Below are 21,812 nucleotides of genomic sequence, written 5' to 3' on the forward strand. Positions count from 1 at the left end.
ACGACGCGCCTAAGTGGCCAGATGGCGCGCCGCCGCCAACCCGGCGTGATGCCCTGTGGCCAGGCAAGCGGTCAGCAGATAGCCCCCCGTCGGGGCTTCCCAATCCAGCATCTCGCCTGCCGCGAAAACGCCGGATAGGGCGCGCAGTTCCAGATCGGGGCTTAGCGCGGCGCGGGCGATGCCGCCGGCGGAAGAGATCGCCTCGGCAATCGGGCGCGGCCCCGCGTGGCGAACGGGCAGCGATTTGATCAGCGCGGCCAGCGCGGCAGGGTCTTGCGGCAGCGGGCGTCCCCATTCGTTCAGCAGCGCGATGCGCAGCGCGTCAAAATGCAGGGCCTTGCGCAGCCGGTTCGTCAGGCTGTCCTTGGCGGGCAGCCGGGCCAGACGCTCGGTGATCTGATCTGCGCCCAGATCCGGCGCGAGGTCGAGCGCAAGCGGGCTGCCATCGCGCACTTCCGCCGAGACCGCATAGATCCCGCCGCCCTCGATCCCGCGCGCCGAGATGACGAACTCGCCCCGCGTGACGCCGCCGTCGGTGATCAGCGCGGCGCCTTTGACGGGCGTGCCGAAATGACGTTGCATATGGGGCGACCAGTTCACCGCGAAACCCATATTCGCGGGTCGGAACGGGGCGATCTGCACGCTTTTGTCAGCCAGCCACGGCACCCATGCCGCGTCCGAGCCCAAGCGCGGCCAGCTTGCCCCGCCAAGCGCCAGAACGGTGACGCGCGGGCGCAGGCTGACCTGCCCCTGCGGCGTGTCGAAGAGGAAATCGTCGCCCGCAAAGCCGCTCCAGCGCCAGCGGGTGCGGATCTCGACGCCCAGACCCACAAGGCGCCCGATCCAGGCGCGCAGCATGGGCGAGGCCTTCATGCCAACGGGAAACACCCGCCCGGTCGAGCCGGTGAAAAGCTCGATCCCGAGGCCCCGCGCGAAGTTCTGCACCGCCCCGGGGCCGAAAGCATCGACGTAGCCTGCGATCCAATCGTCGCGATAGGCGGCGGTGAAATCGGGCTCGAGTTTAGTCAGGTTCAACCCGGACTTGCCCGCCATCAGGAACTTGCGCGCCAGCGTCGGCTTGGCCTCGGCCAGTTGCACGCGATAGCCCGCCCGCGCGATCTGTTCCGCCGCCATGAGGCCTGCCGGACCGCCGCCGATGACAAGCGCGTCGAGGGTCATGCCGGCAACGTGCCCCGGATCTCGACCACGCGATGCGGGTAGGGCATGGCGATTCCGGCGGCGGTCAGCGCGCGCCAGACCTCCATCCGGACCTGACTTGCGTATTTGTTCTTGCCGTCGTCGATGCCGTTCACCCAGTATTCCAGGCTGAAATCGACCCCGCTTTCGCCAAATCCCGCAAGCTCGCAATCCGGCCCCTCGGGCGCCTGCAGCACAAAGGGTAGCGCCGCGACGGCGGGCACGACGACTTTGGCTACGCGCTCCAGATCGGTTTCATAGGTGACCTGAAAGCTGACATCGTAGCGGTTGGCCGACCCCTGATCCGAGTAGTTCACCACGCGCGAGGTGATGAAATGCTCGTTCGGGACGACGATCCACTTGCCGTCGAAGGTTTCCAGAATGCAGGCCCGGGCGGTCATGCGCACGATGGTGCCCTTCTCGCCGCCGTCCAACTCGACATAGTCGCCGACGGTGGTCTGGCCCTCGACCAGCAGGATGATCCCCGAGACGAAGTTGGCCGCGATCTGTTGCAGGCCAAGCCCGACGCCGACGCCAAGCGCGCCCCCCAGAACCGCCACGGCGGTCAGGTCGATGCCCATGATCGACATCAAAAGCAGGAAGGCCGCGCCGAAAATGGCGATCTCGGTCGCCTTGGCGGCCAGCTCGCGCGTGGCGGGGCGCAGGTCTTTCTGGGCCTTGATGTAGCTTGCGCTTTGCCGGTTCGACCAGGCGCCCATCCAGAACAGAAGGCTGCCCGCGATCAGCCCGCGGATCAGCGCCATCACCGAGAAATGGATATTGCCCAGCTCGATCGTCAGGCTTTCCAGCCAGGCCACGATCGGCCCAAGCGCGCCAAGCGCATAAAGCCCGGCGACCGGCACCAAAACGTAGCGGCCCAGCAGGCGCAGGAAGGGCTCGCGCAGGATATCTTGTGCGAAGGCGCGGGCGGCCATGAACAGGAACACCCGCTTGCCAAAGGCGATCACCGCGCCTGACCCGAAAAGCGAGCGCGTGAAGGCCTCGCCCACCGCCGTCAGCCCGTAGGCCAGCAGCGGCACCAGCAGCGGCAAAAGCAAAAGCGACCAGCGCCGGATCATCGCGAAGGGGCCGCTGGCGCCCTCGGGCGGGGTGATCAGTGCCCGCAGGCGCGTGCGAAACCGCCGCCCGAGCAGGTGCGCCATCACCCAGGCCACGCCGAGCAGCACGAATTGCGACCAGGCGGCGGGGCTGGTCGCCCAGTCCTGCGCTGTCGCGAGCCAGGGCGCGAGACGGTCCTGCAACGAGTCGAGAAGCGGGCTTAGCTGTTCCATGATCTCATCCGGTCGGGTTTGGCCACAGATCGCATGGCAGGCCCGCCATCACAAGCCGCGCCTAGCGCCGCGCCATCATCGCCAGACGCAAGAGCGCGCGTTCCATCAGCGCCATCTGCGGCGCTTTCGAGGTCGAGCGCAGCGTCAGGTCGGTCTCGATCAGCAGCTTGAGCGCCTCTTCCAGCCGGAACATGCCCCACGCCTGGGCCTGCCGCTGCATCCGGTCGCGGCGCGGGCCAAAGACCGGCGGGCGCATCCGCTGTAGCCCCGCGCCCGGCCCGCCGGGGTCCGAGGCCGCGAAATGCAGCGCCCGGAAGTGGCGCAGCGCGGCGATGGCCATCTGAACGGGTTGCACGCCCTGCCCCTCGATCCGGCGCATGGTCTGGCCAAGCTCGTTCGCGCGGCCCTCGGCGACGATGTTGAGGACGTCATCCACCTCGGCCTCGATCGTGGCGGGGGCGCAGGCGGCAACATCGGCAGGGGCAAGCGGCGTCGTGTCGCCGAATTTGTAAAGCGCGATTTTCTCGACCGTCTGGCGGAAATCGCCGGGATCGAGCGCCTTGGCCAGCGCCAGCAGATCGGTCATCGCCTCGGGGGCGATATGGTGCAGACCCGCGCGTTTAAGCGTGTCCTCGATCTCTTCGCTCGAGGGCGGATCGTCATAGATGCCAATGGCATAGGCGTTGGAATGGCCCTCGAAAATCTTGCGAAGCGCGGATTTCGCGGTCAGCGAGCCTGCGGTGACGATGATCTGGGCATCGCCCTCGCGCCAGTCCTTGACGGCCTCGGCGATGACCGGGGCAAGCGTATCGGTCGCATCCTCGACAAAGGCCACGCGCGGGCCGGGGAAAAAGCCCACGGCCTTCATCGCATCCATCAGCGCCGCGCCGTCCTTGCGCAGCTCGGCCGAGGGAATGCGGGTCAGGCGCATTTCGGCCTCGCCTTCGGGGCCGATCAGGGCGGCGATCACCTCTTGCCGGCGCAGGGCCACGCGCATCGCATCGGCGCCAAAGATCAGAAGGCCGGCGCGGTCAGCTTCGGGGCGCGCGAAGTAACGGGTCGCTGCGACACCGGCCAGCTTCATTGCGGCAGCGATCCGGCCTGTGCGAGCAACCGGGTCACGATCTGGTCAGCCAGCATCCGCATCAGGCGTTCATGCGCGTCGGCCTCGGCGGCCTGGGTCGAGACAATTGACCCGGTCGCCGACCACGAGGTGAAGGAACTCACCCGCCCGGTCAGCAGCACGGCATCCGAGCCGCGATCATGCAGCCGATATTCCGCCGAGCCGGTCAGCGAATAGCGCGTCGTGGCGTTGTCGGGCGTGATCGCCTGACCGATGGTTTCGGCGCTCAGCTTATAGGCCAGCCGGTAGCGCGCCGCGCCCGCCGGGCCAAGCCGTTCGCTCAACCGGTGCACCAGCGCGAATTCGTCGCGGGTTTTCGGGGCGTCGGCCTCGACCCCGCCCAGAAGTGCCGCGCCACCGCCCTGCGGCCCGTAGGCCGGGGTGAAACCGCAGGCGGCGAGGGCCAGAGCCCCCGCAAGCACAAGAAATTTCCGACGGTCAGATGACCACATTGACGATGCGCCCCGGCACGACGATGAGTTTCTTCGGCTGACCACCGGCCAGCGCCTTGAGCACAGCTTCGTCCGCCAGCACCAGCTTTTCAACCTCTTCCTTCGGCATCTCCTTGGGAACGGTGATTTCGCCGCGGCGCTTGCCGTTGATCTGGATCGGCAGGGTGACCGAATCCTCGGCCAAGAGCGCGGGATCGGCCTTGGGCCAGGGCGCGGTGACAACGAAGCCTTCGCCGCCAAGCGCGGCCCAGATGTCCTCGGCCAGGTGCGGCACCATCGGCCCCAGCAGCTGCGCCATCAGCTTCATCGCCTCGCGCTTGACCGGGTTCGATGCGCCCGATTTCGACAGCGTGTTGGTCAGGCCGTAAAGTGCAGCGACCGCCTTGTTGAAGGCAAAGCCCTCGATCGAGCGGGTGATCTCGTCCAAGGCCTTGTGAGTCGCGCGCAAGAGCGCCTCATCCTCGGCCCCGCCTGCGCCGCCCGCGCCTTCCGCGATCTCGGCGGCGATGCGCCAGACGCGGGCAAGGAATTTGGCCGTCGCCTCGGCACCCGAGGCGGTCCATTCCACGTCGCGCTCGGGCGGGCTGTCCGACATCACGAAGAAGCGCGCCGTATCGGCTCCGAAGGACGCGATGATGTTCATCGGGTCGACGACGTTCTTCTTGGATTTCGACATCTTGGCCGAGGGGATGATCTCGAGCTTTTCGCCCGAGGCCTTTACCACGCCGGCCTCGCGGTCGATGTCTTCGGGCAGGTGGTAGACCGGCCGGCCCGCGCTGTCGCGGGTCATGTAGATCTCATGCGTGACCATGCCCTGGGTGAAGAGCGCGTTGAACGGCTCGATCGCCTTGGCGGGCAGGTGACCGGTGCGGTGCATCGCGCGGGCAAAGAAGCGCGAGTAGAGCAGGTGCAGAATCGCGTGCTCGATGCCGCCGATATACTGATCGACGTTCATCCAGTAATCCACATCCTCGGCGACGGTCGGCGTGGATGCGCGGGGCGCGGTGAAGCGCGCGTAATACCAAGACGAATCGACGAACGTATCCATCGTGTCGGTTTCGCGCTTGGCGGGCGCGCCGCAGCTGGGGCAGGAGCACTCGCGCCAGGTCGGGTGCCGGTCGAGCGGGTTGCCCGGCTTGTCGAAGGACACGTCATCGGGCAGCTGGACGGGCAGGTTTTCCTTTTTCTCGGGCACCACGCCGCAGGTCGCGCAATGCACGACCGGAATCGGGCAGCCCCAATAGCGCTGGCGCGACAGGCCCCAGTCGCGCAGGCGGTAGTTCGTCACGCCCCGGCCGATGCCGTTCTCCTCGCAGAATGCGATGGCGGCGGCGACGGCCTCTTCGCCGGTTTGAACCGCTTCACCCGCGAAGCCGCGGATGTAGCGCACACGCTCGGATTTCAGCGGCACGAATTCCTCGGTCGGCACAAGGTCGGCCTCGGCGGTGTCGTCCGCTTCAGGGCGGAAGACCGAGTGGATAGGCAGCTCGTATTTGGTGGCGAATTCAAAGTCGCGCGCGTCATGGGCCGGGCAACCGAAGATCGCGCCCGTTCCGTAATCCATCAGGATGAAGTTGGCGATATAGACCGGCAGCTCCCATGCCTCATCAAGCGGGTGACGCACGCGGATGCCGGTGTCCATGCCCAGCTTCTCGGCGGTCTCGATGGCCTCCTCGGTGGTGCCACCCTTGCGGCATTCGGCGACGAAGGCGGCGATCTCGGGGTTGTGACGCTCAAGATGCTTGGCCAGCGGGTGATCGGGTGAGATCGCGGCAAAGCTTGCGCCCATCAGCGTGTCGGGGCGGGTGGTATAGACCTCGATTCGGTCGAAGCCTTCGGGCGCGTCGATGGTCGAGAAGGCGAATTGCAGGCCGCGCGATTGACCGATCCAGTTGGCCTGCATCAGGCGCACCTTCTCGGGCCAGTCCTTGAGGCCGTCGAGGGCGCCCAACAGCTCGCCAGCGAAATCCGAGATGCGGAAGAACCACTGCGTGAGTTCCTTGCGCTCGACCAGCGCGCCCGAGCGCCAGCCGCGCCCGTCGATCACCTGCTCGTTGGCCAGCACCGTCATGTCGATCGGGTCCCAGTTCACCACGGCGTTCTTGCGATACACGAGGCCCGCGTCGAGCATGTCGATGAACATCGCCTGCTGCTGGCCGTAATACTCCGGGTCGCAGGTGGCGAATTCGCGGCTCCAGTCGATCGACAGGCCAAGCGGTTTCATCTGCCCGCGCATGTCGGCGATATTGCCGTAGGTCCAGTCCTTGGGGTGGCCGCCCCGCTCCATCGCCGCGTTTTCGGCGGGCATCCCGAAGGCGTCCCAGCCCATCGGGTGCAGAACCGAGAAGCCCTGCGCCATCTTGTAGCGCGCGACCACGTCGCCCATCGTGTAGTTGCGCACATGCCCCATGTGGATGCGTCCCGAGGGGTAGGGGAACATCTCGAGCACGTAGTATTTCGGCTTGGCCGGGTCGCGCTTGGCGGTAAAAACGCCCGCCTCATCCCAGGCGGCTTGCCATTTCTGTTCGGTCTGGCTCGGTTCGTAGCGCGACATTTCGGCCCCTCATGCGGAATTCTGCGTGCCGTAGCTACACCGTGAGGGGAGCGGAGGTCCAGACTGCCAAGAGAACAAGGCAAAAAATACTCCCGCCGCGGAGACCGGGGCGGGAGCGGATTATGCCTGTTTGCGGGCCTTAGAGGTTGGCGTCGCGGATCCGGATCTGGCGGGCGCGGGTAAGAATCGCATCCTCGACCGCGCGCACGGTTTCGGCCGGGACGGCGCCGCCACGGCTTTCCAGCGAGACCTTGAGGCTGCGCGCATCCAGCGCCGGGTCGGTAATGTAGATCGTGGCCTTGTAGGCGCGGCCACCGCCGGGCGGGGTGCCGTAGCCGGTGACGATCACGCCCGAGAAAGGATCGACCGACTGGATCGGCAGGAAGTTCAGCACTTCAAGCGAGGCTTGCCAGAGATACTTGTTGACCTCGACCGTCACGTTCGGGTCGTCGACATTCGTGAACAGATCCCAGATCGTGTTGGTCTTGTCCCGGCCCTCGCGAACTTGCGGGGCGACCTGACGGTCGGGTCCGGTGTTGTCGCCGAACAGGTTGCCGCTGCTGATGCCGCCGCAGCCCGAAACCGCAAGCATGAGGCCGCAGATCGCGCTGGCGCGCAGAAGTTCACGCATGTTCATCGGCTACTGCCTCCGTCCGCCTTGGTTTCAGACTTGTGCCCGTACTTAGCCTGTCTCTAGCCCAAGGCCCCAAGCCCGACAAGGATTTTCCCGCGTATTTCATTGTGCTTCGCCAGCTTGGCCGGCTCGCTGACTGTGGCAAGAGTGCACCATGCCCGGCGCCAATTCGGCAAAAGGGGAGGTTTGCGTTGCATTGATGGGGCCAAGGCGTGAAATAGCAGCATACCCAACTCGGAGTGACCCGACTTGGGGTTTACCTTTGACACAATGAGGGAAAACGATGAAAAAGGTTCTTCTCGCGACGACCGCTCTGGTGTTCTCGGCTGGCTTCGCCGCCGCTGAAGTCACCATCTCGGGCTCGGCCAACATGGGCTTCAAATACGACGAGGGCGATCTCGCGTACGCTGGCAAGAAAGCTGCTGGCTGGTATGAGATCGACATGGATGTCACCGGCACCATGGAATCGGACTCGGGCCTGACCTTCGGCGCCACCATCGAGCTCGACTCGGACTACGCTTCGCTGGCCGCTGGCCAGTCGCTCGCTGACCTCTACGACTGCTACCTCGACGAAGGCTTCTCGGACGAGTGCGCTGTCGGCTCCAACGAGACCCTGGCTGGTTCGGTCTTCGTTTCGGGCGCCTTCGGCACCTTCACCGTTGGTTCGGTTGACCCGGTTGCGGACGACATCGGCCTGACCGACATCGGCTTCGACGGCATCGGCACCGACAACGTCGCCGAAATGTCGGCCTACTCGGGTTCGGCTGACGCTCGTTGGGACTACACCGTTGGTGCCGTCACCCTCGGCGCTTCGGTCAACACCATCTCGGAAGACTACGGCCTGCTCGGCGCGTACGACTTCGGCGCCGGTAAGGTTGCTCTGTCGTTCGACCACGACGAAGCTGGCGACAACGACTCGGTCGGTCTGCTCGTGAAGGGCACCGTTGCTGGCATCGCTGGCGAGCTTTATGTTGCTGACGACGACACCACCGGCACCTCGTGGGGCGTCTACGGCGCTTACACCACCGGCGCTCTGACCCTCGAAGCTTCGTACGCTGACTACGACGACAACGAAGACGAAGCCTACGGCATCGGCGCCAAGTACGCCCTCGGCGGCGGCGCCAAGCTGGCTGGCGGCGTCGGCTCGGTTGGCGGCGACACCGTTGCTGACCTCGGCGTGACCTTCTCGTTCTAATCCTTGCGGATCTGAATGACGGAAGAGCGGGCTTCGGCCCGCTCTTTGCGTTTTCTGGGCCTTTTTTGTAGCGGCAATGCCGCAGTTGCGTGGAAATCCACGAGCTTTGACTAGGCTGTGATTGAACCAACCCGAATGGGGTTGCATGGTATTTTCAACGCGCGGTGAACGTCATGCGACCGTGCTATGCATGAAGGGACAGATGATTATGAAAAACGTTCTTCTCGCGACCACCGCATTGGTCTTCTCGGCGGGCTTTGCGGCCGCTGAAGTCACCGTGACGGGTTCGGCCAATATGGGTTTCAAGTATAACGAAGCCGGTCTTGGATATGCGGACGGCAAGGATGCCGCTGGCTGGTACGAAATCGATATGGATGTCACCGGCACGATGGAGGCTGATTCGGGCCTGACCTTCGGCGCGAACATCGAGCTCGACTCGGACTATGCTGCGCTGACTGACCGTCAATCGCTTGCGGACGTCTACGAGTGCTACCTTGTCGAAGGTTTTTCGGACGAATGCGCCGTAGGTAGCAACGAAACGCTGTCCGCTTCTGTCTTCGTGTCGGGTTCTTTCGGCACGATCACCGTCGGCGCGATCGACCCGATCGCCGAAGACTACGGCCTGCAGGACATCGGTTTTGACGGCATCGGCATCGATGACATCGCCGAGGACGCGGGTTACATCGGCGAGGCAGATATTCGTTGGGATTACGCCACCGGCGATTTCACCTTCGGTGTCTCGATGCACACCATCTATGAAGATTACGGTCTGGGCATTGGCTACGACCAAGGCGCGTTCAACGCTGCCCTGACCTACGATCACTTCGAGGGCGGCTCGGACGACGTGAACACCACCTCGCTGCTGCTTGGCTACGAGGCAAATGGCTTTGCTGGCCATATCTACGTCACCGATGCGACGGATAACGGCACCTCCTACGGCATCTATGGTTCCTATGTGACCGGCCCGTGGCTGTTTGAAGCCGCCTATGCCAAGGCGGATGACGACTCGATCACGGCGCCGGGCGTGGATGCTTACGGTATCGGCGCGAAATACGACCTCGGCGGCGGCGCTAAGCTGGCGGGCGGTCTCGGTTCGGTCGACAGCGATATGGTCGCCGATCTCGGTGTGACCTTCTCGTTCTGATCCCGTCGGACAATGTGATGCGAGAGCGGGCCTTGGGCCCGCTCTTTTCTTTTGAGCGCCAACGTGGTGTCTTGCGCCAAAAGGAGGATGCGATGGGACTGGGTGAGATCGCGGCGCGGATTGCGCAGGCAGAGGCGGCAGCGGGCCGCGCTGCGGGGGCTGTCGCGCTGATTGCCGTCTCCAAGGTGCAGCCGCCCGAGCGGGTCGAAGCTGTCCTGCGCGAGGGTCATCGCCTCTTTGGCGAGAATTACGTGCAGGAGGCTGCGGGCAAGTGGCCTGCCTGGCGTGAGGCTTTCCCGGGCGCGCAGGTGCATATGATCGGCCCCTTGCAGACCAACAAGGCCAAGCTGGCGGTGGAGCTGTTCGAGGCGATCCATACGCTCGACAGGCCGTCTCTTGCCACCAAGCTGGCCAACCTGGCGCAGGCGCGGGGCGCGAGCCCCGAGCTGTTCGTACAGGTCAACACTGGGGCCGAGCCGCAAAAGGCGGGCGTGATGCCCGAGGTGGTGGATGCGTTTGTCGCTGAGGCGCGTGCGATGGATCTGCCGGTCGTGGGCCTGATGTGCATTCCCCCGGAGGAAGAGGACGCGGCGCCGCATTTTCGGATGCTTGCGCAGATGGCGGCGCGAAATGGCCTGCGCGGCCTGTCGATGGGGATGAGCGGCGATTTCGAGGCGGCGATTGCCGCCGGGGCCACGCATGTCCGCGTGGGCTCGGCCATTTTCGGGGCACGGGACTACGGCGCGCGATAGGGTCTAGGCTTTGTCATGCGGCAGGCCCCGGGGCGCTGCCCCGGACCCCGAGGTATTTTGCTCCAGGAGAAAGCAGGCGAGCGGCGGGATCTCGATCACGGCGCCGGGTTCGAGGTGGCGGGCGAGCCAGAAAAGGTCCTTGCGTTTGAAGGCAAGGCAGCCCGCGGTCGGGTAGCCCGCACGGCGGCGCTGATGCAGGAAGATGGCCGAGCCATTGCCGGGCACCGCCTTGGGGTAGTTCCAGTCGGTGACGAGGACGATGTCGTAAAGCGGGTCGGCGCGACGCAGGGTTTCGTGGCTGGCTCTGAACGGTGCGCGGACGCGTTGGTTGTAGCGGGGGTGTTCAGCTGCATCGCACCACAGATCCCGCGGGCCGATGGGCCGGGCCCAAGGCGCGGGGCGGGGCAGGCGGTCGGCGCGCCAGAGCATTTCGAGGATGCGCAGGCGACCAATCGGGGTGGCGCCGTCGCCTTCGCGCTTGTCGTGCCGTAGGCCGCCGCGGCCGATCTCGACCGGAAGGATCCGGTTGCCGACGCGCAGCCCGGAGGGCGTGAGGCGCATCACAGGATATGCCCCGATTTTTCCGCCTTGGTGGCTAGGTAGGCCGCATTGTGACGGCTGACACCGACACGCAGCGGTACGCGTTCGACGACCTCGATCCCGTTGGCTTCCAGCATGCGCACCTTGGCGGGGTTGTTGGTCAGCAGCCGCACTGAATGGAAGCCCAGTTTTTTCAGCAGGGCCGCGCCGATGCGGAAGTCGCGCTCGTCATCCTCGAAGCCGAGGCGGTGGTTCGCCTCGACCGTGTCGAAGCCCTGATCTTGCAGCGAATAGGCGCGCATCTTGTTGGCGAGGCCGATGCCGCGCCCTTCCTGGTTGAGGTAGAGCAGGATGCCTGCACCGTCATGCCCCATCTGCGACAGCGCGGCGTCAAGTTGCGGGCCACAGTCGCATTTCAGCGATCCCAGCACATCGCCGGTGAAGCAGGCCGAATGCAGCCGCGCCAGCACGGGCTTGTCGCGGGCGGGGGCGCCGATCTCGATGGCGTAATGTTCCTCGCCGCCGTCGTCGGGGCGGAAGATATGGAGGCGACCTTTCTCGGCGGCGCGCATCGGCACGCGAGCGGCGGCGACGGGGGCGAGGACCGTCTCGGCGGCGATCTCGCGCAGCGCATCGGAGGCGTCAAGCGCGGTCAGCCCCTCGGTCCGGGGCGAGGGCAGCGGCGCGAGAATCGCGGCGGGCAGTAGATGCGCGGACTTCGCAAGCGCGATGGCCGCGCGGGCAAGGGTTGCGTCACCCCCGCGCTCGGCGCTGAGCGGGCCCTTCATCGGTATGGCAAGATCGTCTGCCGGGTCGGCCAATGCCTGAAGCCAGTCAAGTTCCGCATCAATGGGCACGCGGATGCGGGCCAGATCGGTATCGTAGATCCGCGCCTTCAGCGTCTCGGCCCGGCGCGCGGTCAGCACCAGCACCAGCGGCCCGAGCGCGCGCAGCGCCGCAAGCCGCGCCGGGCTGAGCGTTTCGACAGCGACCGCGAGGCAGCTGCCCGACAGCACGATAGGCAGCCCCATGCGCAGATCGGCGCGGGCGCGGTTGAGCCGTTCGGCAGGGGTCGGGCCAAGGGAAAGGGCGGTATCCATAGCTCGTGACATAATCGTTCGTGCAACAAATTGAAACATATCCCGCGCTGGCGTCACCTCCGCGTGATATAGATTTCACACCCCTTGCCGTGAACGTGATCGGGCCTCAGCTTGGCTTCAACGAACAGAGCTGACGAAAAGGAGGCACCCATGGCAGGTCTGAAAAAGATCCTTCTGGTTGACGACGATACCGATCTTCGCGAGGCGCTGGCCGAGCAACTGATCGCCACCGAGGATTTCGAAGTGTTCGAGGCAGGCTCGGGCGCGGAAGGGGTCGAGAAGGCCAAGGCGGCGCTTTACGATCTGGTCGTGCTGGACGTGGGCCTGCCCGATACCGACGGGCGCGAGCTGTGCAAGAAGCTGCGCAAGCAGGGCGTGAAATGCCCCGTCGTCATGCTGACCGGCCATGATACCGATGCCGACACGATCCTGGGCCTCGACTCGGGCGCGAACGACTACATCACGAAGCCGTTCAAGTTCCCGGTCCTGCTGGCGCGTCTGCGCGCGCAGCTGCGCACTCATGAGCAATCCGAGGACGCGGTGTTCCAGCTTGGGCCGTATACGTTCAAGCCGGCGATGAAGATGCTGATCGACGCGAAAGAGCGCAAGATCCGGCTGACCGAGAAGGAGACCAATATCCTCAAGTTCCTCTACCGCGCGACCGATGGCGTGGTGCCGCGCGACGTGCTGCTGCATGAGGTCTGGGGCTATAATGCGGGTGTCACCACGCATACGCTGGAAACCCACATCTACCGGCTGCGCCAGAAGATCGAGCCCGATCCCTCAAACGCGCGGCTTCTGGTGACCGAATCCGGCGGCTACCGGCTGGTGGCGTAAATTGGAAAGGCGGCCCGCGGGCCGCCTTCTTCAAACCGTGGGGTAGGCTTCCTCCTCGGCGTCTTCGGGGTCTATGCCAAGCGCACTCAGCCCGTCTTCGAGGTAATCTGCCAGCATCGGCACGCCCATGAGGTAATCCTCGGTCGGGGCCGTCGCTTCGGCGCGGGCGGTATTGAAAGCCTCGTCGAATTCGCTGGCGTCGAAGGTTTCGCGCCCGATCCACATGATCGCGGTCAGCGCGGCCTGCTCTTCCTCGTTCAGCGCGGCAATGAAAGCGCGCAATTCACGGCCTTGGCCCGAACCGGGCAGATCGGCGTCGAACTTGCGGGCGCGAACGATGACATGGGCGACTTTGGCGGGGCTGATCGGTAGCATAACGTCCTCCGTATGGCGCCAGTTTCGCGCCAGTTACCGCCCTGCGCAAGCGCAATCGCTCAGGGTTTGATCTGGACGATGCGGGTGGTGTCGGGTTCGGGCGCCAGTTCCTCGAAATCGAAATTATCAAGGCGGTGCGCTCGCTTACCGGCCTTCTCGGCCGAGATCTTGATTTCCTCGATGTCCTTGGCGGCCTGCGCGAAATGCCGGTCAAGGTTGCCCACACGGGTCCCCAGACGATCAACGTCCTGGTACAGCGCGGCCAGCTCCTTGCGGATCGCCCCGGCCTGCTCGCGCATGCGCGCGTCTTTCAGCACCGCGCGCATGGTGTTGAGCGTGGCCATGCAGGTCGTGGGGCTGACGATCCACACCTTGGCAGTGAAACCCTCGCGCACCAGCTCGGGGAAGTTCGCGTGCAACTCGGCATAGACGGCTTCCGAGGGCAGGAACATCAGCGCGCCATCGGCGGTTTCGCCCTCAAGGATGTATTTCTCGCAGATCGCCTTGATATGGCTGCGCACGGCGATGCGCATCATCCGCTGCGCCTCGATCAGCTGACTCTGGTTCTCGGCGCGGCGCAGGGCCTCGTAGGCCTCCAGTGGGAATTTCGAGTCGATCACGATCGGGCCGGGCGGGTTCGGCAGGTGGATCAGGCAATCCGCGCGCCGCCCGTTGGAAAGCGTCGCCTGCATCGTGTAGCTGTCCGAGGGCAGCGCCTTGTGGACGATGTCATTAAGCTGGATCTCGCCAAAGGCGCCGCGGGTCTGCTTGTTCGACAGGATGTCCTGAAGCCCTAGCACATCGCCCGAGAGTTTCTCGATATTGGCCTGCGCCTTGTCGATGGCCTCAAGCCGCTGGTGCAGATCGCCAAGCGAGCGCGCGGTCCGCGTGGCGGTGCCATGCAGGCTTTCGGTCATGGCGCGGTTCACATCGGCCAGGCGTTGTTCCATCAGGGCCAGCACCTTGGTCTGGCTCATGGCCTGCGCCTCGGAGACGTGGTGCAGCCCCCCGGCAAGTTGGTGTTGCCCGTCCGAGAGCGCCTGCACCCGCTGCGACAGCTGCGCCATATGGCCCGCCAGCGGGTCGATAGCCTGGGCCGAGCGCCCCGCCGCGCGCAGCACCATGACCAGCAAAATCACGATCAGCCCGCCGCCGAACAGCAGCGCCAGAACAAGCGGGTCGCCAAGGTCGATCTGATGGGTGCCGATGGTAATCATGTCCGTCCGAAAAGCCGTTCGATATCGCCAAGCCGCAGCTCGACATAGGTGGGGCGGCCGTGGTTGCACTGGCCGGAATGGGGGGTGGCCTCCATCTCGCGCAGGAGGGCGTTCATCTCTTCGACGCGCATCTGGCGGCCCGAGCGGATCGAGCCATGGCAGGCCATGCGGCTCAGCACCGCCTCGATGCGGGCCTGCACAAGCTGGCTGTCGCCAAGATCGGATAGCTCATCGAGCACATCGCGCAGTAGCGCGGCGGCGTTAATCTCACCCAATATCGCGGGGGTTTCGCGCACCGCCACCGCGCCGCCGCCGAAGGGCTCGATGCCAAGGCCGAGGCGCGCCAGGTCTTCGGCCAGATCCAGCAGCCGCGCGGCATCGCCCGAGGACAGCTCGACGATCTCGGGGATCAGAAGGGCCTGCGCGGCGACGCCCTTTTCCGCCATCTGGCGCTTGAGGCGTTCATAGACCAGCCGTTCATGCGCCGCGTGCTGATCGACGATGACGATGCCGGTCTCGGTCTGGGCGATGATGTAATTCTCATGCACCTGCGCGCGGGCGGCGCCGAGGGGCTTACTGGTCAGCTCGGGCTGCGGCGCGGGGTCTGCCACGCGGGCCGAGGGGGCAATGGGTGCATCGAACACCGGCGAGGCCTCGGCGAAGCTTGGCTGGTTCAGCGGGGCCTGCGCACTATAGGCGCTGCGGATCGCGCCAAGGCTGGGGCGGTCCATCTGGTAGATGCGCGGGGACACGGGTTCCTCGGGGCGCATCGCGCCAAGCGTCGCGCTGGCCACGGTGCTTGAGGCCCGATGCCCCGCCTGCGACAGCGCATGGCGCAGCCCGCCCACGATCAGCCCGCGCGCCACGCCGGACTCGCGAAAGCGCACCTCGGCCTTGGCGGGGTGGACGTTGACGTCCACGCGCTCGGGCTCGCAGCTCAGGAACAGCACCGCCGCCGGGTGCCGGTCGCGCGAGAGGAAATCCATATAGGCCGCGCGCAGGGCGCCGATCAGCATCTTGTCGCGCACCGGGCGGCCGTTGACGAACAGGAACTGCTCAACCGCCGCACCACGCGAATAGGTGGGCAGGGCGGCGTATCCGGTCAGGCGGATGCCCTCGCGCTCTGCGTCGATGGGCAGGGCGTTGTCGGCGAACTCGCGGCCAAGCACACGCGCCAGCCGCCCCGAGAGCGCGCCGAACAATTCGCCCTGTTCGGCATCGGCGCGGAAGATCTCACGCTCATTGCCGCCCGAGGTGTCGATCAGGCGAAAACTGACATAGGGTTCGGCCATGGCGAGGCGCTTGACCACATCGGCGATGGCCTGCGCCTCGGCCCGGTCGGTGCGCAGGAACTTGAGCCGTGCGGGCGTGGCGTAGAACAGGTCGCGCAACTCGACCACGGTGCCCCGGTTCAGCGCGGCGGGTTTGACCGGCCCAATCTGCCCGCCTGCGACGGTGATCTGTGCGGCGTCGAACCCCTCGGCGCGCGAGGTAATGCTCAGCCGTCCGACGGCGCCAAGCGAGGGCAGCGCCTCGCCGCGAAAGCCGAAGGTGTGGATGTTGAGCAGGTCCGATCCGTCGATCTTCGAGGTGGCATGGCGGCTCATCGCCAGCGGCAGATCTTCGGCGGTCATGCCGCAGCCGTCGTCGGTGATGCGGATCAGGGTCTTGCCGCCATCGGCATAGGCGACCTCGATGCGCGAGGCCCCGGCGTCAAGCGCGTTCTCGATCAGCTCTTTCACGGCCGAGGCCGGACGCTCCACCACCTCGCCCGCCGCAATGCGGTTGGCGGCGGCATCGTCAAGCTGCCGGATGACGGGGCGATTGGTGCCTATATTGGGGGGCTGTGCATTCATCCTACAAGGGATAGCACAGCCCTTGGCCAAGCCCAACAGATTCGGGATCGCTTAGTTCGAGGCGCCCGTGGACAGCCCCTCGGGCTTGCCAACCACGACAAAGCGCAGCGCATCGGCATTGAGCAACCGCTGCGCGACGCGCTTGACGTCTTCCTTGGTGACCGCCTCGACCTTGGCGTTGCGGGTGTTCACATAGTCGATCGGCATGTGGTTAAGCTGCATCCCCGCCAGAATCCCGGCGATCTGCCCGTTGCCGTCGAAGCGCAGCGGATAGGCGCCCGTCAGGTAGGTCTTGGCGTCGTTCAGCTCCTGATCGGTAACCTCGCCCGTCGCCATGCGCGCCCATTCGGCGCGGGTCACGGCGATGGCCTCGGCGACCTTGCCATTGGCCGAGGCGAACGAGCCCTGCCAGGTCTCGGCCAAATCCTTGGGCGCGAGGTAGGTATAGATCCCGTAGGTCAGGCCGCGCTTTTCGCGCACTTCTTCCATCAGCCGCGAGGCAAAGCCGCCCTCGCCGAGGATCTGGTTGATCACATAGGCCGCGAAGAAATCCGGGTCGTCCATCGCCAGACCCTGCTGGCCGAAGATCACCACCGATTGCGGCGTGTCGTAATCGACCACGGTCACACCGCCGGACAGGCGAAGTTCGGCGCGCGGCGGCATCGGCGCGCCCGTTTCCGGCAGCGCCCCCAGCAGGTCGTCAAGCAGCACGCCGAGTTCTTCAGGCGTGATATCGCCCACCGCCGAGATCACCAGCCGGTCGCGCGCCATCACGCGGGCCTTCGCGTCGAAGATATCCTCACGCGTCAGGGCCTTGACGCTTTCCGCCGTGCCGTTGAGCGAGGAGCCATAGGGGTGATCGCCATAGGCCAGCTTGCGGAAGCTGCGCCCGGCGATGGCATTGGGGTCTTCCTCATCCGAGGCGATGATCGACAACACCTGCCCGCGCACGCGATCCACTGCTACCTGATCGAAGCGCGGGTTGGTCAGCGCTTCGCGCAGCAGATCCACCGCCTTGTCGCGATTCTCGGTCAGCATCCGCGCCGAGATGTTAAGCGTGTCGTCATCCACGTCGAAGCTGAACTGCGCGGCGAGCGACTCGGTCGCTTCGGCGAAGGCCTGCGCGTCCATCTGGCCCGCGCCTTCTTCAAGCGTTGCGGCCATCAGGGTGATCGCGCCGCGCTTGTCGGGCGCATCGAGGCTGGCGCCGCCGCGAAAGCGGATCTCGAGCGCGGTAAAGGGGATGTCATGCGCCTCGACCAGCCAGGCCTTGAGCCCGCCGGGTGAGGTGACCTCCTGGATATCCAGCGCGCGGGCGGGAAGCGTCAGGCAAAGCACGGTCAGGGTGGCCAGAACGAAGCGGATCATTGGGTGGCCTCCTCGGCGGGGCGGGTCAGGTATCCGGTCACGGCCTGGCGGCGGTCAAAGACCGTGCGGGCGGCCTGCATCACCTCGTCCTCGGTGACCGACATCAGCACGTCGGGCCAGCTTTGGACATCCGCCACCGAAAAGCCCGAGGCCAGCGCCTCGCCGTAGCGGCGGGCGAGCGCCTGCGTGTTGTCCTGCGCGTAGATCTCCGAGGCGCGGATCTGGGTGCGGATGCGTTCGAATTGCGCCTGGTCGATGCCCTCGCGCAGGAACTCGGCCAGTGCGGTGTCGATCGCGGCCTCGGCTTCCTCAAGCGAGACATCCGCGGCGGGAATCGCGGCAAGACCAAAGGTCGTGTCGTCGATCGCCATGCCGTCGTAGAAGGCCGAGACATAGATCGCCGTGCCGCTGCCATAGACCAGCTTGCGCGCCAGAACCGAGGTTTGCGGATTGCCGCCCAGAACCTCGGCCAGGATGGTCAGGGCGGCGGCCTGTTTCTGATCGCCGGGGTCACGCTCGGGCGCGAGGTAGCTGCGTGCGACATAGGGCTGCGCGACGCGCGGATCGGGGAAGACGAGGCGGCGTTCGGCCAGTTGCGGGGGCTCTTGCGGGCGGGCGCGGGGCGGAATGTCAGCCGACGGCTCAAGCGGCCCGTAATAGCTCTGCGCGAGCGCCTTGACCTGATCGGGGGTCACATCGCCCGCCACAACAAGCACGGCGTTGTTGGGCGCGTAGTAGCGGCGATACCACTCCAGCGCGTCGTCGCGGGTCAGGGCCTCCATCTCTTGGCGCCAGCCGATGACCGGCGTGCCATAGGGATGGTTGAGGTATTGCGCGGCGTTGCGCTGCTCGCCGAACAGGGCGCCGGGGTCGCTGTCGGTGCGTTGCGCGCGTTCCTCAAGGATCACGTCGCGCTCGGTCTGCCAGTCGTCGGGCGAGATCTGCAGGTGCCGCATCCGGTCGGCTTCCATCTTCATCACCAGTTCCAGCCGGTCGGCGGCGATACGCTGGTAATAGGCGGTGTAGTCATAGGAGGTGAAGGCATTGTCCGACCCGCCATTGGCTGAGACGGTTTTCGACAACTCCCCCGCTGCCATCGAGTCGGTGCCCTTGAACATCAGGTGCTCAAGGTAATGGGCGATTCCAGACTTGCCGCGCCGTTCGTCGGCCGAGCCCGCCTTGTACCAGACCATGTGGACCACGACCGGGGCGCGGTGATCCTCGATCACCACGGCCTCAAGGCCATTGTCGAGTGTAAAATGGGTGACGTTTTCGGCCCAAACGGGCCAGGCAGCCAGCCATGCAACAGCCGCAGCGAAAAAGGCGCGCACCAATGATCCCTCCGTTATTCGGGATCAACTTACGGGCTGGGTGGCCGGTGGCAACCCGCCTGACGCGATATTGATCAGTTGCCCGTGGCCGCTTGGGCGGCGCCGCCGGGCGGGGCTGCCGGGGTGCGCAGGCCCAGCTTGCGCCAACGCTCCAACTCGGCCTCCTGATCGAGGCTCATCGGCTCGTAGGCGTTGTAGTAGACGTTCACGCTGAACAGACGCTCCAGCAGGCGACCGTCATTGGCGCGGCGGTATTCGAGGTCTTCGGCGGCCAGCTGCTCGCGGATATTGGCCGAGGTGCCAAAGCGCGCGACCTGCGCGACAAGCGCGCTGTCCGAGGCCGGGATACCGCCTGCCTTGAGGCGCGCGGGGTTGCCGCCAAGGGCCGCTACGGCGTCCGCTTCGGGCGTCGGGTCGGTGATATTGGTTCCGCCCGGCGTGGGCGCCGGCAGCGCGGCAAGATCTTCGGGCATTTGCAACGGCTTGGTCGGCAGGATGCCGAATTCATCCGGACCCTGCGTGGCCGAGCGCAGATGCATCAGCCGGGGCTCATCATCGCCGCCGCCACAGGCCGACAGCACGAGGACGGTCGCAAATGCGATCCCGAGCTTGCCGATCGTTGCCTGCATGGGCCACTCCCTCACCTGTTTCCCCATTCTCTTAGCCTATCGCTTTGGCCGCGTCACGCCAGAAAGGCGTCAGGGCTTTTGCTGAGCGGAGTCGTTGCCTGCGAACAGCATAAGACCGGCCGCGCCCAGGAAGATCGCGATATCGGCGACGTTGAACGAATAGGGATTCGTCCAGATCGGCAGCGACATGTTCAAAAAGTCGGCCACCGCGCCATAGGCCACGCGGTCGATCACGTTGCCAAGCGCCCCGCCGATCAGAAGGCCGGCCGACACCTTGACCAGCGCCGAATGCCTGTCGCGTGCGATCCAGACCCAGACCCAGGCCGAGATCGCCAGCGCCACGGCGATCAGCACCCACCGTGACCAGCTTGCATCGCCCGCGAACAGGCCGAAGTTGATGCCCTGGTTCCAGGCCATGCGCAGGTTCAGCCATGGCGGCAGAACATCGATCGCGCCGACGCGGTCGAGTTCGAGATAATGCACGACCAGGTATTTGGTCATCTGGTCGAGCATCAGGATGATTGCCGCGATCTTGACGGTCAGCCGCATCCCAACCCCTAAACAAACTTAAACAAAAAAACGGTGCGGCCCACGCCCTTGGCACGGGCCGCTGAGGTATTAATGACGGAAGTGACGCATCCCCGTAAAGACCATTGCGAGGCCGCGTTCATTCGCCGCGTCGATAACTTCCTGATCGCGCATCGAGCCGCCTGGCTGGATGATCGCCGTGGCACCGGCTTCGGCTGCGGTGATCAGCCCGTCCGCGAAGGGGAAGAAGGCGTCCGAGGCGACGACCGAGCCCTTGGTCAGCGGCTCGGCCAGCCCCATGACCTCGGCCATGTCCTGCGCCTTGCGCGCGGCGATGCGGGTCGAATCGACACGGCTCATCTGGCCCGCGCCGACGCCGACGGTGGCGCCATCCTTGACGTAGATGATCGCGTTCGACTTGACGTGCTTGGCGACCTTCCAGGCAAACAGCAGATCGCGCAGTTCCTGCTCGGTCGGCTGGCGCTCGGTCACCACCTTGAGGTCGTCCATCGAGATCGCGCCATTGTCCTTGCCCTGCACGAGGAAGCCGCCAGCAACCTGACGATAGGTGGTGATCGTCGATTTCGGGTCAGGCAGCGCGCCGGTGGTCAGCAGGCGCAGGTTCTTTTTCGCCGCGAAGATCGCCTTGGCCTCGTCGGTCGCCTCGGGGGCGATGACAACCTCGGTGAAGATCTTGCAGATCTCTTCGGCGGTGGCACCGTCGAGGGTCTGGTTCAGCGCGATGATGCCGCCGAAGGCCGAGGTGCGGTCGCAATCGAAGGCGCGGCTATAGGCTTCGGTCAGGCTGGCGCCCGAGGCCACGCCGCAGGGGTTGGCGTGCTTGATGATCGCGCAGGCGGGCTTGTCGGTGCCAAACTCGGCCACCAGCTCGAACGCCGCGTCGGTGTCGTTGATGTTGTTGTAGGACAGTTCCTTGCCCTGATGCTGCTTGGCCGTCGAAACGCCGGGGCGGTTCGAGCCGTCAAGGTAGAAGGCCGCCGACTGGTGCGGGTTCTCGCCATAGCGCAGGGTTTGGGCAAGCGTGCCGGCGAAGGCGCGGCGGCGCGGGGTTTGCTCGCCGATCGCCTGCGCCATCCAGGTGCTGACAGCCGCGTCATAGGCGGCGGTGCGGGCATAGGCGATCTGCGCCAGGCGCTGGCGGAAGGGATAGGTGGTGGCGCCGTCATTGGCGTCAAGCTCGGCCAGAACCGCGCTGTAATCCTCGACATCCACAACCGTCGCCACAAAGGCGTGGTTCTTCGAGGCCGCGCGGATCATCGCCGGGCCGCCGATGTCGATATTCTCGATGCAATCCTCGTAATCGGCGCCTTTCGCGACGGTGGCCTCGAACGGGTAGAGGTTCACCACCAGCAGGTCGATCGGTTCGATCCCGTGGGCGGCCATGGCCACCAGATGCTCGTCATTGTCGCGCAGTGCCAGCAGGCCGCCATGCACCTTGGGGTGCAGCGTCTTGACGCGGCCGTCCATCATCTCGGGGAAGCCGGTCACGTCGGCCACGTCGCGCACGCTCAGCCCGGCCTCGCGCAGCGCCTTCGCCGTGCCGCCCGTCGAGAGCAGCTCGACACCGCGTGCGGAAAGCGAGCGGGCAAAGTCGATCAGCCCGGTCTTGTCGGAAACAGAGATCAGGGCGCGGAGGAGGGGGACGGGTCTGGTCACGGCTGGCAGTC

20 protein-coding genes are annotated in these 21,812 nt (G+C 65.6%); 4 read left to right on the top strand and 16 right to left on the bottom strand.

Annotated features, from left to right (window positions below):
- Nucleotides 1-9: 9 nt before the first annotated feature.
- The 6 genes from LZA78_RS07285 to LZA78_RS07310 form a co-directional block, all read right to left on the bottom strand.
- Complete coding sequence (locus tag LZA78_RS07285) at nt 10-1,179, bottom strand: TIGR03862 family flavoprotein (protein WP_233676279.1); 1,170 nt, start codon at nt 1,177-1,179, stop codon at nt 10-12.
- Entirely contained in the window at nt 1,176-2,489 is a 1,314-nt protein-coding gene (locus LZA78_RS07290) for a mechanosensitive ion channel family protein (protein WP_233676280.1), read from the bottom strand. The genes LZA78_RS07285 and LZA78_RS07290 overlap by 4 nt, the downstream gene beginning before the upstream one ends.
- A gap of 61 nt (nt 2,490-2,550) precedes the next feature.
- Nucleotides 2,551-3,573, bottom strand: a complete 1,023-nt coding sequence (gene holA, locus LZA78_RS07295; protein WP_233676281.1) for a DNA polymerase III subunit delta — start codon at nt 3,571-3,573, stop codon at nt 2,551-2,553.
- Entirely contained in the window at nt 3,570-4,064 is a 495-nt protein-coding gene (lptE, locus tag LZA78_RS07300; protein ID WP_233676282.1) for an LPS assembly lipoprotein LptE, read from the bottom strand. Before lptE ends, holA begins: the two co-directional genes overlap by 4 nt.
- Entirely contained in the window at nt 4,051-6,618 is a 2,568-nt protein-coding gene (gene leuS / locus LZA78_RS07305) for a leucine--tRNA ligase (protein ID WP_233676283.1), read from the bottom strand. Before leuS ends, lptE begins: the two co-directional genes overlap by 14 nt.
- Nucleotides 6,619-6,757: 139 nt before the next feature.
- Nucleotides 6,758-7,255 carry a DUF3576 domain-containing protein gene (locus LZA78_RS07310; protein ID WP_233676284.1) on the bottom strand — a complete coding sequence of 166 codons (498 nt, stop codon included), beginning with the start codon at nt 7,253-7,255 and terminating at the stop codon, nt 6,758-6,760.
- A 280-nt stretch (nt 7,256-7,535) separates the two neighbouring features.
- On the opposite strand from LZA78_RS07310, the gene LZA78_RS07315 reads away from it, so the two are divergent.
- The 3 genes from LZA78_RS07315 to LZA78_RS07325 all read left to right on the top strand — a co-directional run bounded on the left by LZA78_RS07315 (nt 7,536) and on the right by LZA78_RS07325 (nt 10,343).
- On the top strand, nt 7,536-8,447 hold the full coding sequence (locus LZA78_RS07315) for a porin (RefSeq protein WP_233676285.1): 912 nt from the start codon (nt 7,536-7,538) through the stop codon (nt 8,445-8,447).
- A gap of 208 nt (nt 8,448-8,655) precedes the next feature.
- Nucleotides 8,656-9,591, top strand: coding sequence for a porin (locus LZA78_RS07320; RefSeq protein WP_233676286.1), 936 nt, complete (start codon nt 8,656-8,658; stop codon nt 9,589-9,591).
- A gap of 92 nt (nt 9,592-9,683) precedes the next feature.
- Nucleotides 9,684-10,343: a YggS family pyridoxal phosphate-dependent enzyme gene (locus LZA78_RS07325; RefSeq protein WP_233676287.1), complete on the top strand. Its 660-nt coding sequence runs from the start codon at nt 9,684-9,686 to the stop codon at nt 10,341-10,343.
- A gap of 3 nt (nt 10,344-10,346) precedes the next feature.
- On the opposite strand, the gene LZA78_RS07330 is transcribed toward LZA78_RS07325, so the two are convergent.
- Nucleotides 10,347-10,904, bottom strand: a complete 558-nt coding sequence (locus tag LZA78_RS07330) for a L,D-transpeptidase family protein (RefSeq protein ID WP_233676288.1) — start codon at nt 10,902-10,904, stop codon at nt 10,347-10,349.
- Entirely contained in the window at nt 10,904-11,983 is a 1,080-nt protein-coding gene (ribA, locus tag LZA78_RS07335) for a GTP cyclohydrolase II (RefSeq protein WP_233676289.1), read from the bottom strand. Before ribA ends, LZA78_RS07330 begins: the two co-directional genes overlap by 1 nt.
- Nucleotides 11,984-12,133: 150 nt before the next feature.
- Between ribA and LZA78_RS07340 the strand changes: the two genes are divergently transcribed.
- A complete protein-coding gene (locus tag LZA78_RS07340; RefSeq protein WP_233676290.1) occupies nt 12,134-12,820 on the top strand; it encodes a response regulator transcription factor in 687 nt (228 codons plus the stop codon).
- A gap of 30 nt (nt 12,821-12,850) precedes the next feature.
- Here the strand turns inward: LZA78_RS07340 and LZA78_RS07345 are convergent, their stop codons facing one another.
- The 8 genes from LZA78_RS07345 to purH form a co-directional block, all read right to left on the bottom strand.
- On the bottom strand, nt 12,851-13,195 hold the full coding sequence (locus tag LZA78_RS07345) for a DUF3775 domain-containing protein (RefSeq protein WP_233676291.1): 345 nt from the start codon (nt 13,193-13,195) through the stop codon (nt 12,851-12,853).
- 59 nt (nt 13,196-13,254) lie between these two features.
- Nucleotides 13,255-14,412 (bottom strand): DNA recombination protein RmuC, encoded by a 1,158-nt coding sequence (locus LZA78_RS07350; RefSeq protein WP_233676292.1) that lies wholly within the window; start codon nt 14,410-14,412, stop codon nt 13,255-13,257.
- Nucleotides 14,409-16,268: a DNA mismatch repair endonuclease MutL gene (gene mutL / locus LZA78_RS07355; RefSeq protein ID WP_233676293.1), complete on the bottom strand. Its 1,860-nt coding sequence runs from the start codon at nt 16,266-16,268 to the stop codon at nt 14,409-14,411. Before mutL ends, LZA78_RS07350 begins: the two co-directional genes overlap by 4 nt.
- Nucleotides 16,269-16,319: 51 nt before the next feature.
- Nucleotides 16,320-17,636: a M16 family metallopeptidase gene (locus tag LZA78_RS07360; RefSeq protein WP_233676294.1), complete on the bottom strand. Its 1,317-nt coding sequence runs from the start codon at nt 17,634-17,636 to the stop codon at nt 16,320-16,322.
- Entirely contained in the window at nt 17,633-18,967 is a 1,335-nt protein-coding gene (locus LZA78_RS07365; RefSeq protein WP_233676295.1) for a M16 family metallopeptidase, read from the bottom strand. The genes LZA78_RS07360 and LZA78_RS07365 overlap by 4 nt, the downstream gene beginning before the upstream one ends.
- 74 nt (nt 18,968-19,041) lie before the next feature.
- Nucleotides 19,042-19,596: a DUF3035 domain-containing protein gene (locus LZA78_RS07370; protein ID WP_233676296.1), complete on the bottom strand. Its 555-nt coding sequence runs from the start codon at nt 19,594-19,596 to the stop codon at nt 19,042-19,044.
- Nucleotides 19,597-19,665: 69 nt separating this feature from the next.
- A complete protein-coding gene (gene lspA / locus LZA78_RS07375; RefSeq protein WP_233676297.1) occupies nt 19,666-20,145 on the bottom strand; it encodes a signal peptidase II in 480 nt (159 codons plus the stop codon).
- Nucleotides 20,146-20,214: 69 nt separating this feature from the next.
- Complete coding sequence (gene purH / locus LZA78_RS07380) at nt 20,215-21,801, bottom strand: bifunctional phosphoribosylaminoimidazolecarboxamide formyltransferase/IMP cyclohydrolase (RefSeq protein WP_233676298.1); 1,587 nt, start codon at nt 21,799-21,801, stop codon at nt 20,215-20,217.
- Between the last annotated feature and the right edge of the window lie 11 nt (nt 21,802-21,812).

Origin of the sequence: Rhodobacter flavimaris, assembly GCF_021378075.1 — a bacterium.
Taxonomy (GTDB): Bacteria; Pseudomonadota; Alphaproteobacteria; order Rhodobacterales; family Rhodobacteraceae; genus Rhodobacter; species Rhodobacter flavimaris.

What these genes read in the sequence shown, in the direction of transcription:
- LZA78_RS07310 (WP_233676284.1), bottom strand. Translation starts at nt 7,255, where the DNA reads ATGAACATGCGTGAACTTCTGCGCGCCAGCGCGATCTGCGGCCTCATG.
- LZA78_RS07340 (WP_233676290.1), top strand. Translation starts at nt 12,134, where the DNA reads ATGGCAGGTCTGAAAAAGATCCTTCTGGTTGACGACGATACCGATCTT.
- LZA78_RS07315 (WP_233676285.1), top strand. Translation starts at nt 7,536, where the DNA reads ATGAAAAAGGTTCTTCTCGCGACGACCGCTCTGGTGTTCTCGGCTGGC.
- ribA (WP_233676289.1), bottom strand. Translation starts at nt 11,983, where the DNA reads ATGGATACCGCCCTTTCCCTTGGCCCGACCCCTGCCGAACGGCTCAAC.
- LZA78_RS07350 (WP_233676292.1), bottom strand. Translation starts at nt 14,412, where the DNA reads ATGATTACCATCGGCACCCATCAGATCGACCTTGGCGACCCGCTTGTT.
- lspA (WP_233676297.1), bottom strand. Translation starts at nt 20,145, where the DNA reads ATGCGGCTGACCGTCAAGATCGCGGCAATCATCCTGATGCTCGACCAG.
- LZA78_RS07290 (WP_233676280.1), bottom strand. Translation starts at nt 2,489, where the DNA reads ATGGAACAGCTAAGCCCGCTTCTCGACTCGTTGCAGGACCGTCTCGCG.
- LZA78_RS07360 (WP_233676294.1), bottom strand. Translation starts at nt 17,636, where the DNA reads ATGATCCGCTTCGTTCTGGCCACCCTGACCGTGCTTTGCCTGACGCTT.
- LZA78_RS07345 (WP_233676291.1), bottom strand. Translation starts at nt 13,195, where the DNA reads ATGCTACCGATCAGCCCCGCCAAAGTCGCCCATGTCATCGTTCGCGCC.
- holA (WP_233676281.1), bottom strand. Translation starts at nt 3,573, where the DNA reads ATGAAGCTGGCCGGTGTCGCAGCGACCCGTTACTTCGCGCGCCCCGAA.
- leuS (WP_233676283.1), bottom strand. Translation starts at nt 6,618, where the DNA reads ATGTCGCGCTACGAACCGAGCCAGACCGAACAGAAATGGCAAGCCGCC.
- LZA78_RS07320 (WP_233676286.1), top strand. Translation starts at nt 8,656, where the DNA reads ATGAAAAACGTTCTTCTCGCGACCACCGCATTGGTCTTCTCGGCGGGC.
- LZA78_RS07370 (WP_233676296.1), bottom strand. Translation starts at nt 19,596, where the DNA reads ATGCAGGCAACGATCGGCAAGCTCGGGATCGCATTTGCGACCGTCCTC.
- LZA78_RS07325 (WP_233676287.1), top strand. Translation starts at nt 9,684, where the DNA reads ATGGGACTGGGTGAGATCGCGGCGCGGATTGCGCAGGCAGAGGCGGCA.
- LZA78_RS07285 (WP_233676279.1), bottom strand. Translation starts at nt 1,179, where the DNA reads ATGACCCTCGACGCGCTTGTCATCGGCGGCGGTCCGGCAGGCCTCATG.
- mutL (WP_233676293.1), bottom strand. Translation starts at nt 16,268, where the DNA reads ATGAATGCACAGCCCCCCAATATAGGCACCAATCGCCCCGTCATCCGG.
- lptE (WP_233676282.1), bottom strand. Translation starts at nt 4,064, where the DNA reads ATGTGGTCATCTGACCGTCGGAAATTTCTTGTGCTTGCGGGGGCTCTG.
- LZA78_RS07330 (WP_233676288.1), bottom strand. Translation starts at nt 10,904, where the DNA reads ATGCGCCTCACGCCCTCCGGGCTGCGCGTCGGCAACCGGATCCTTCCG.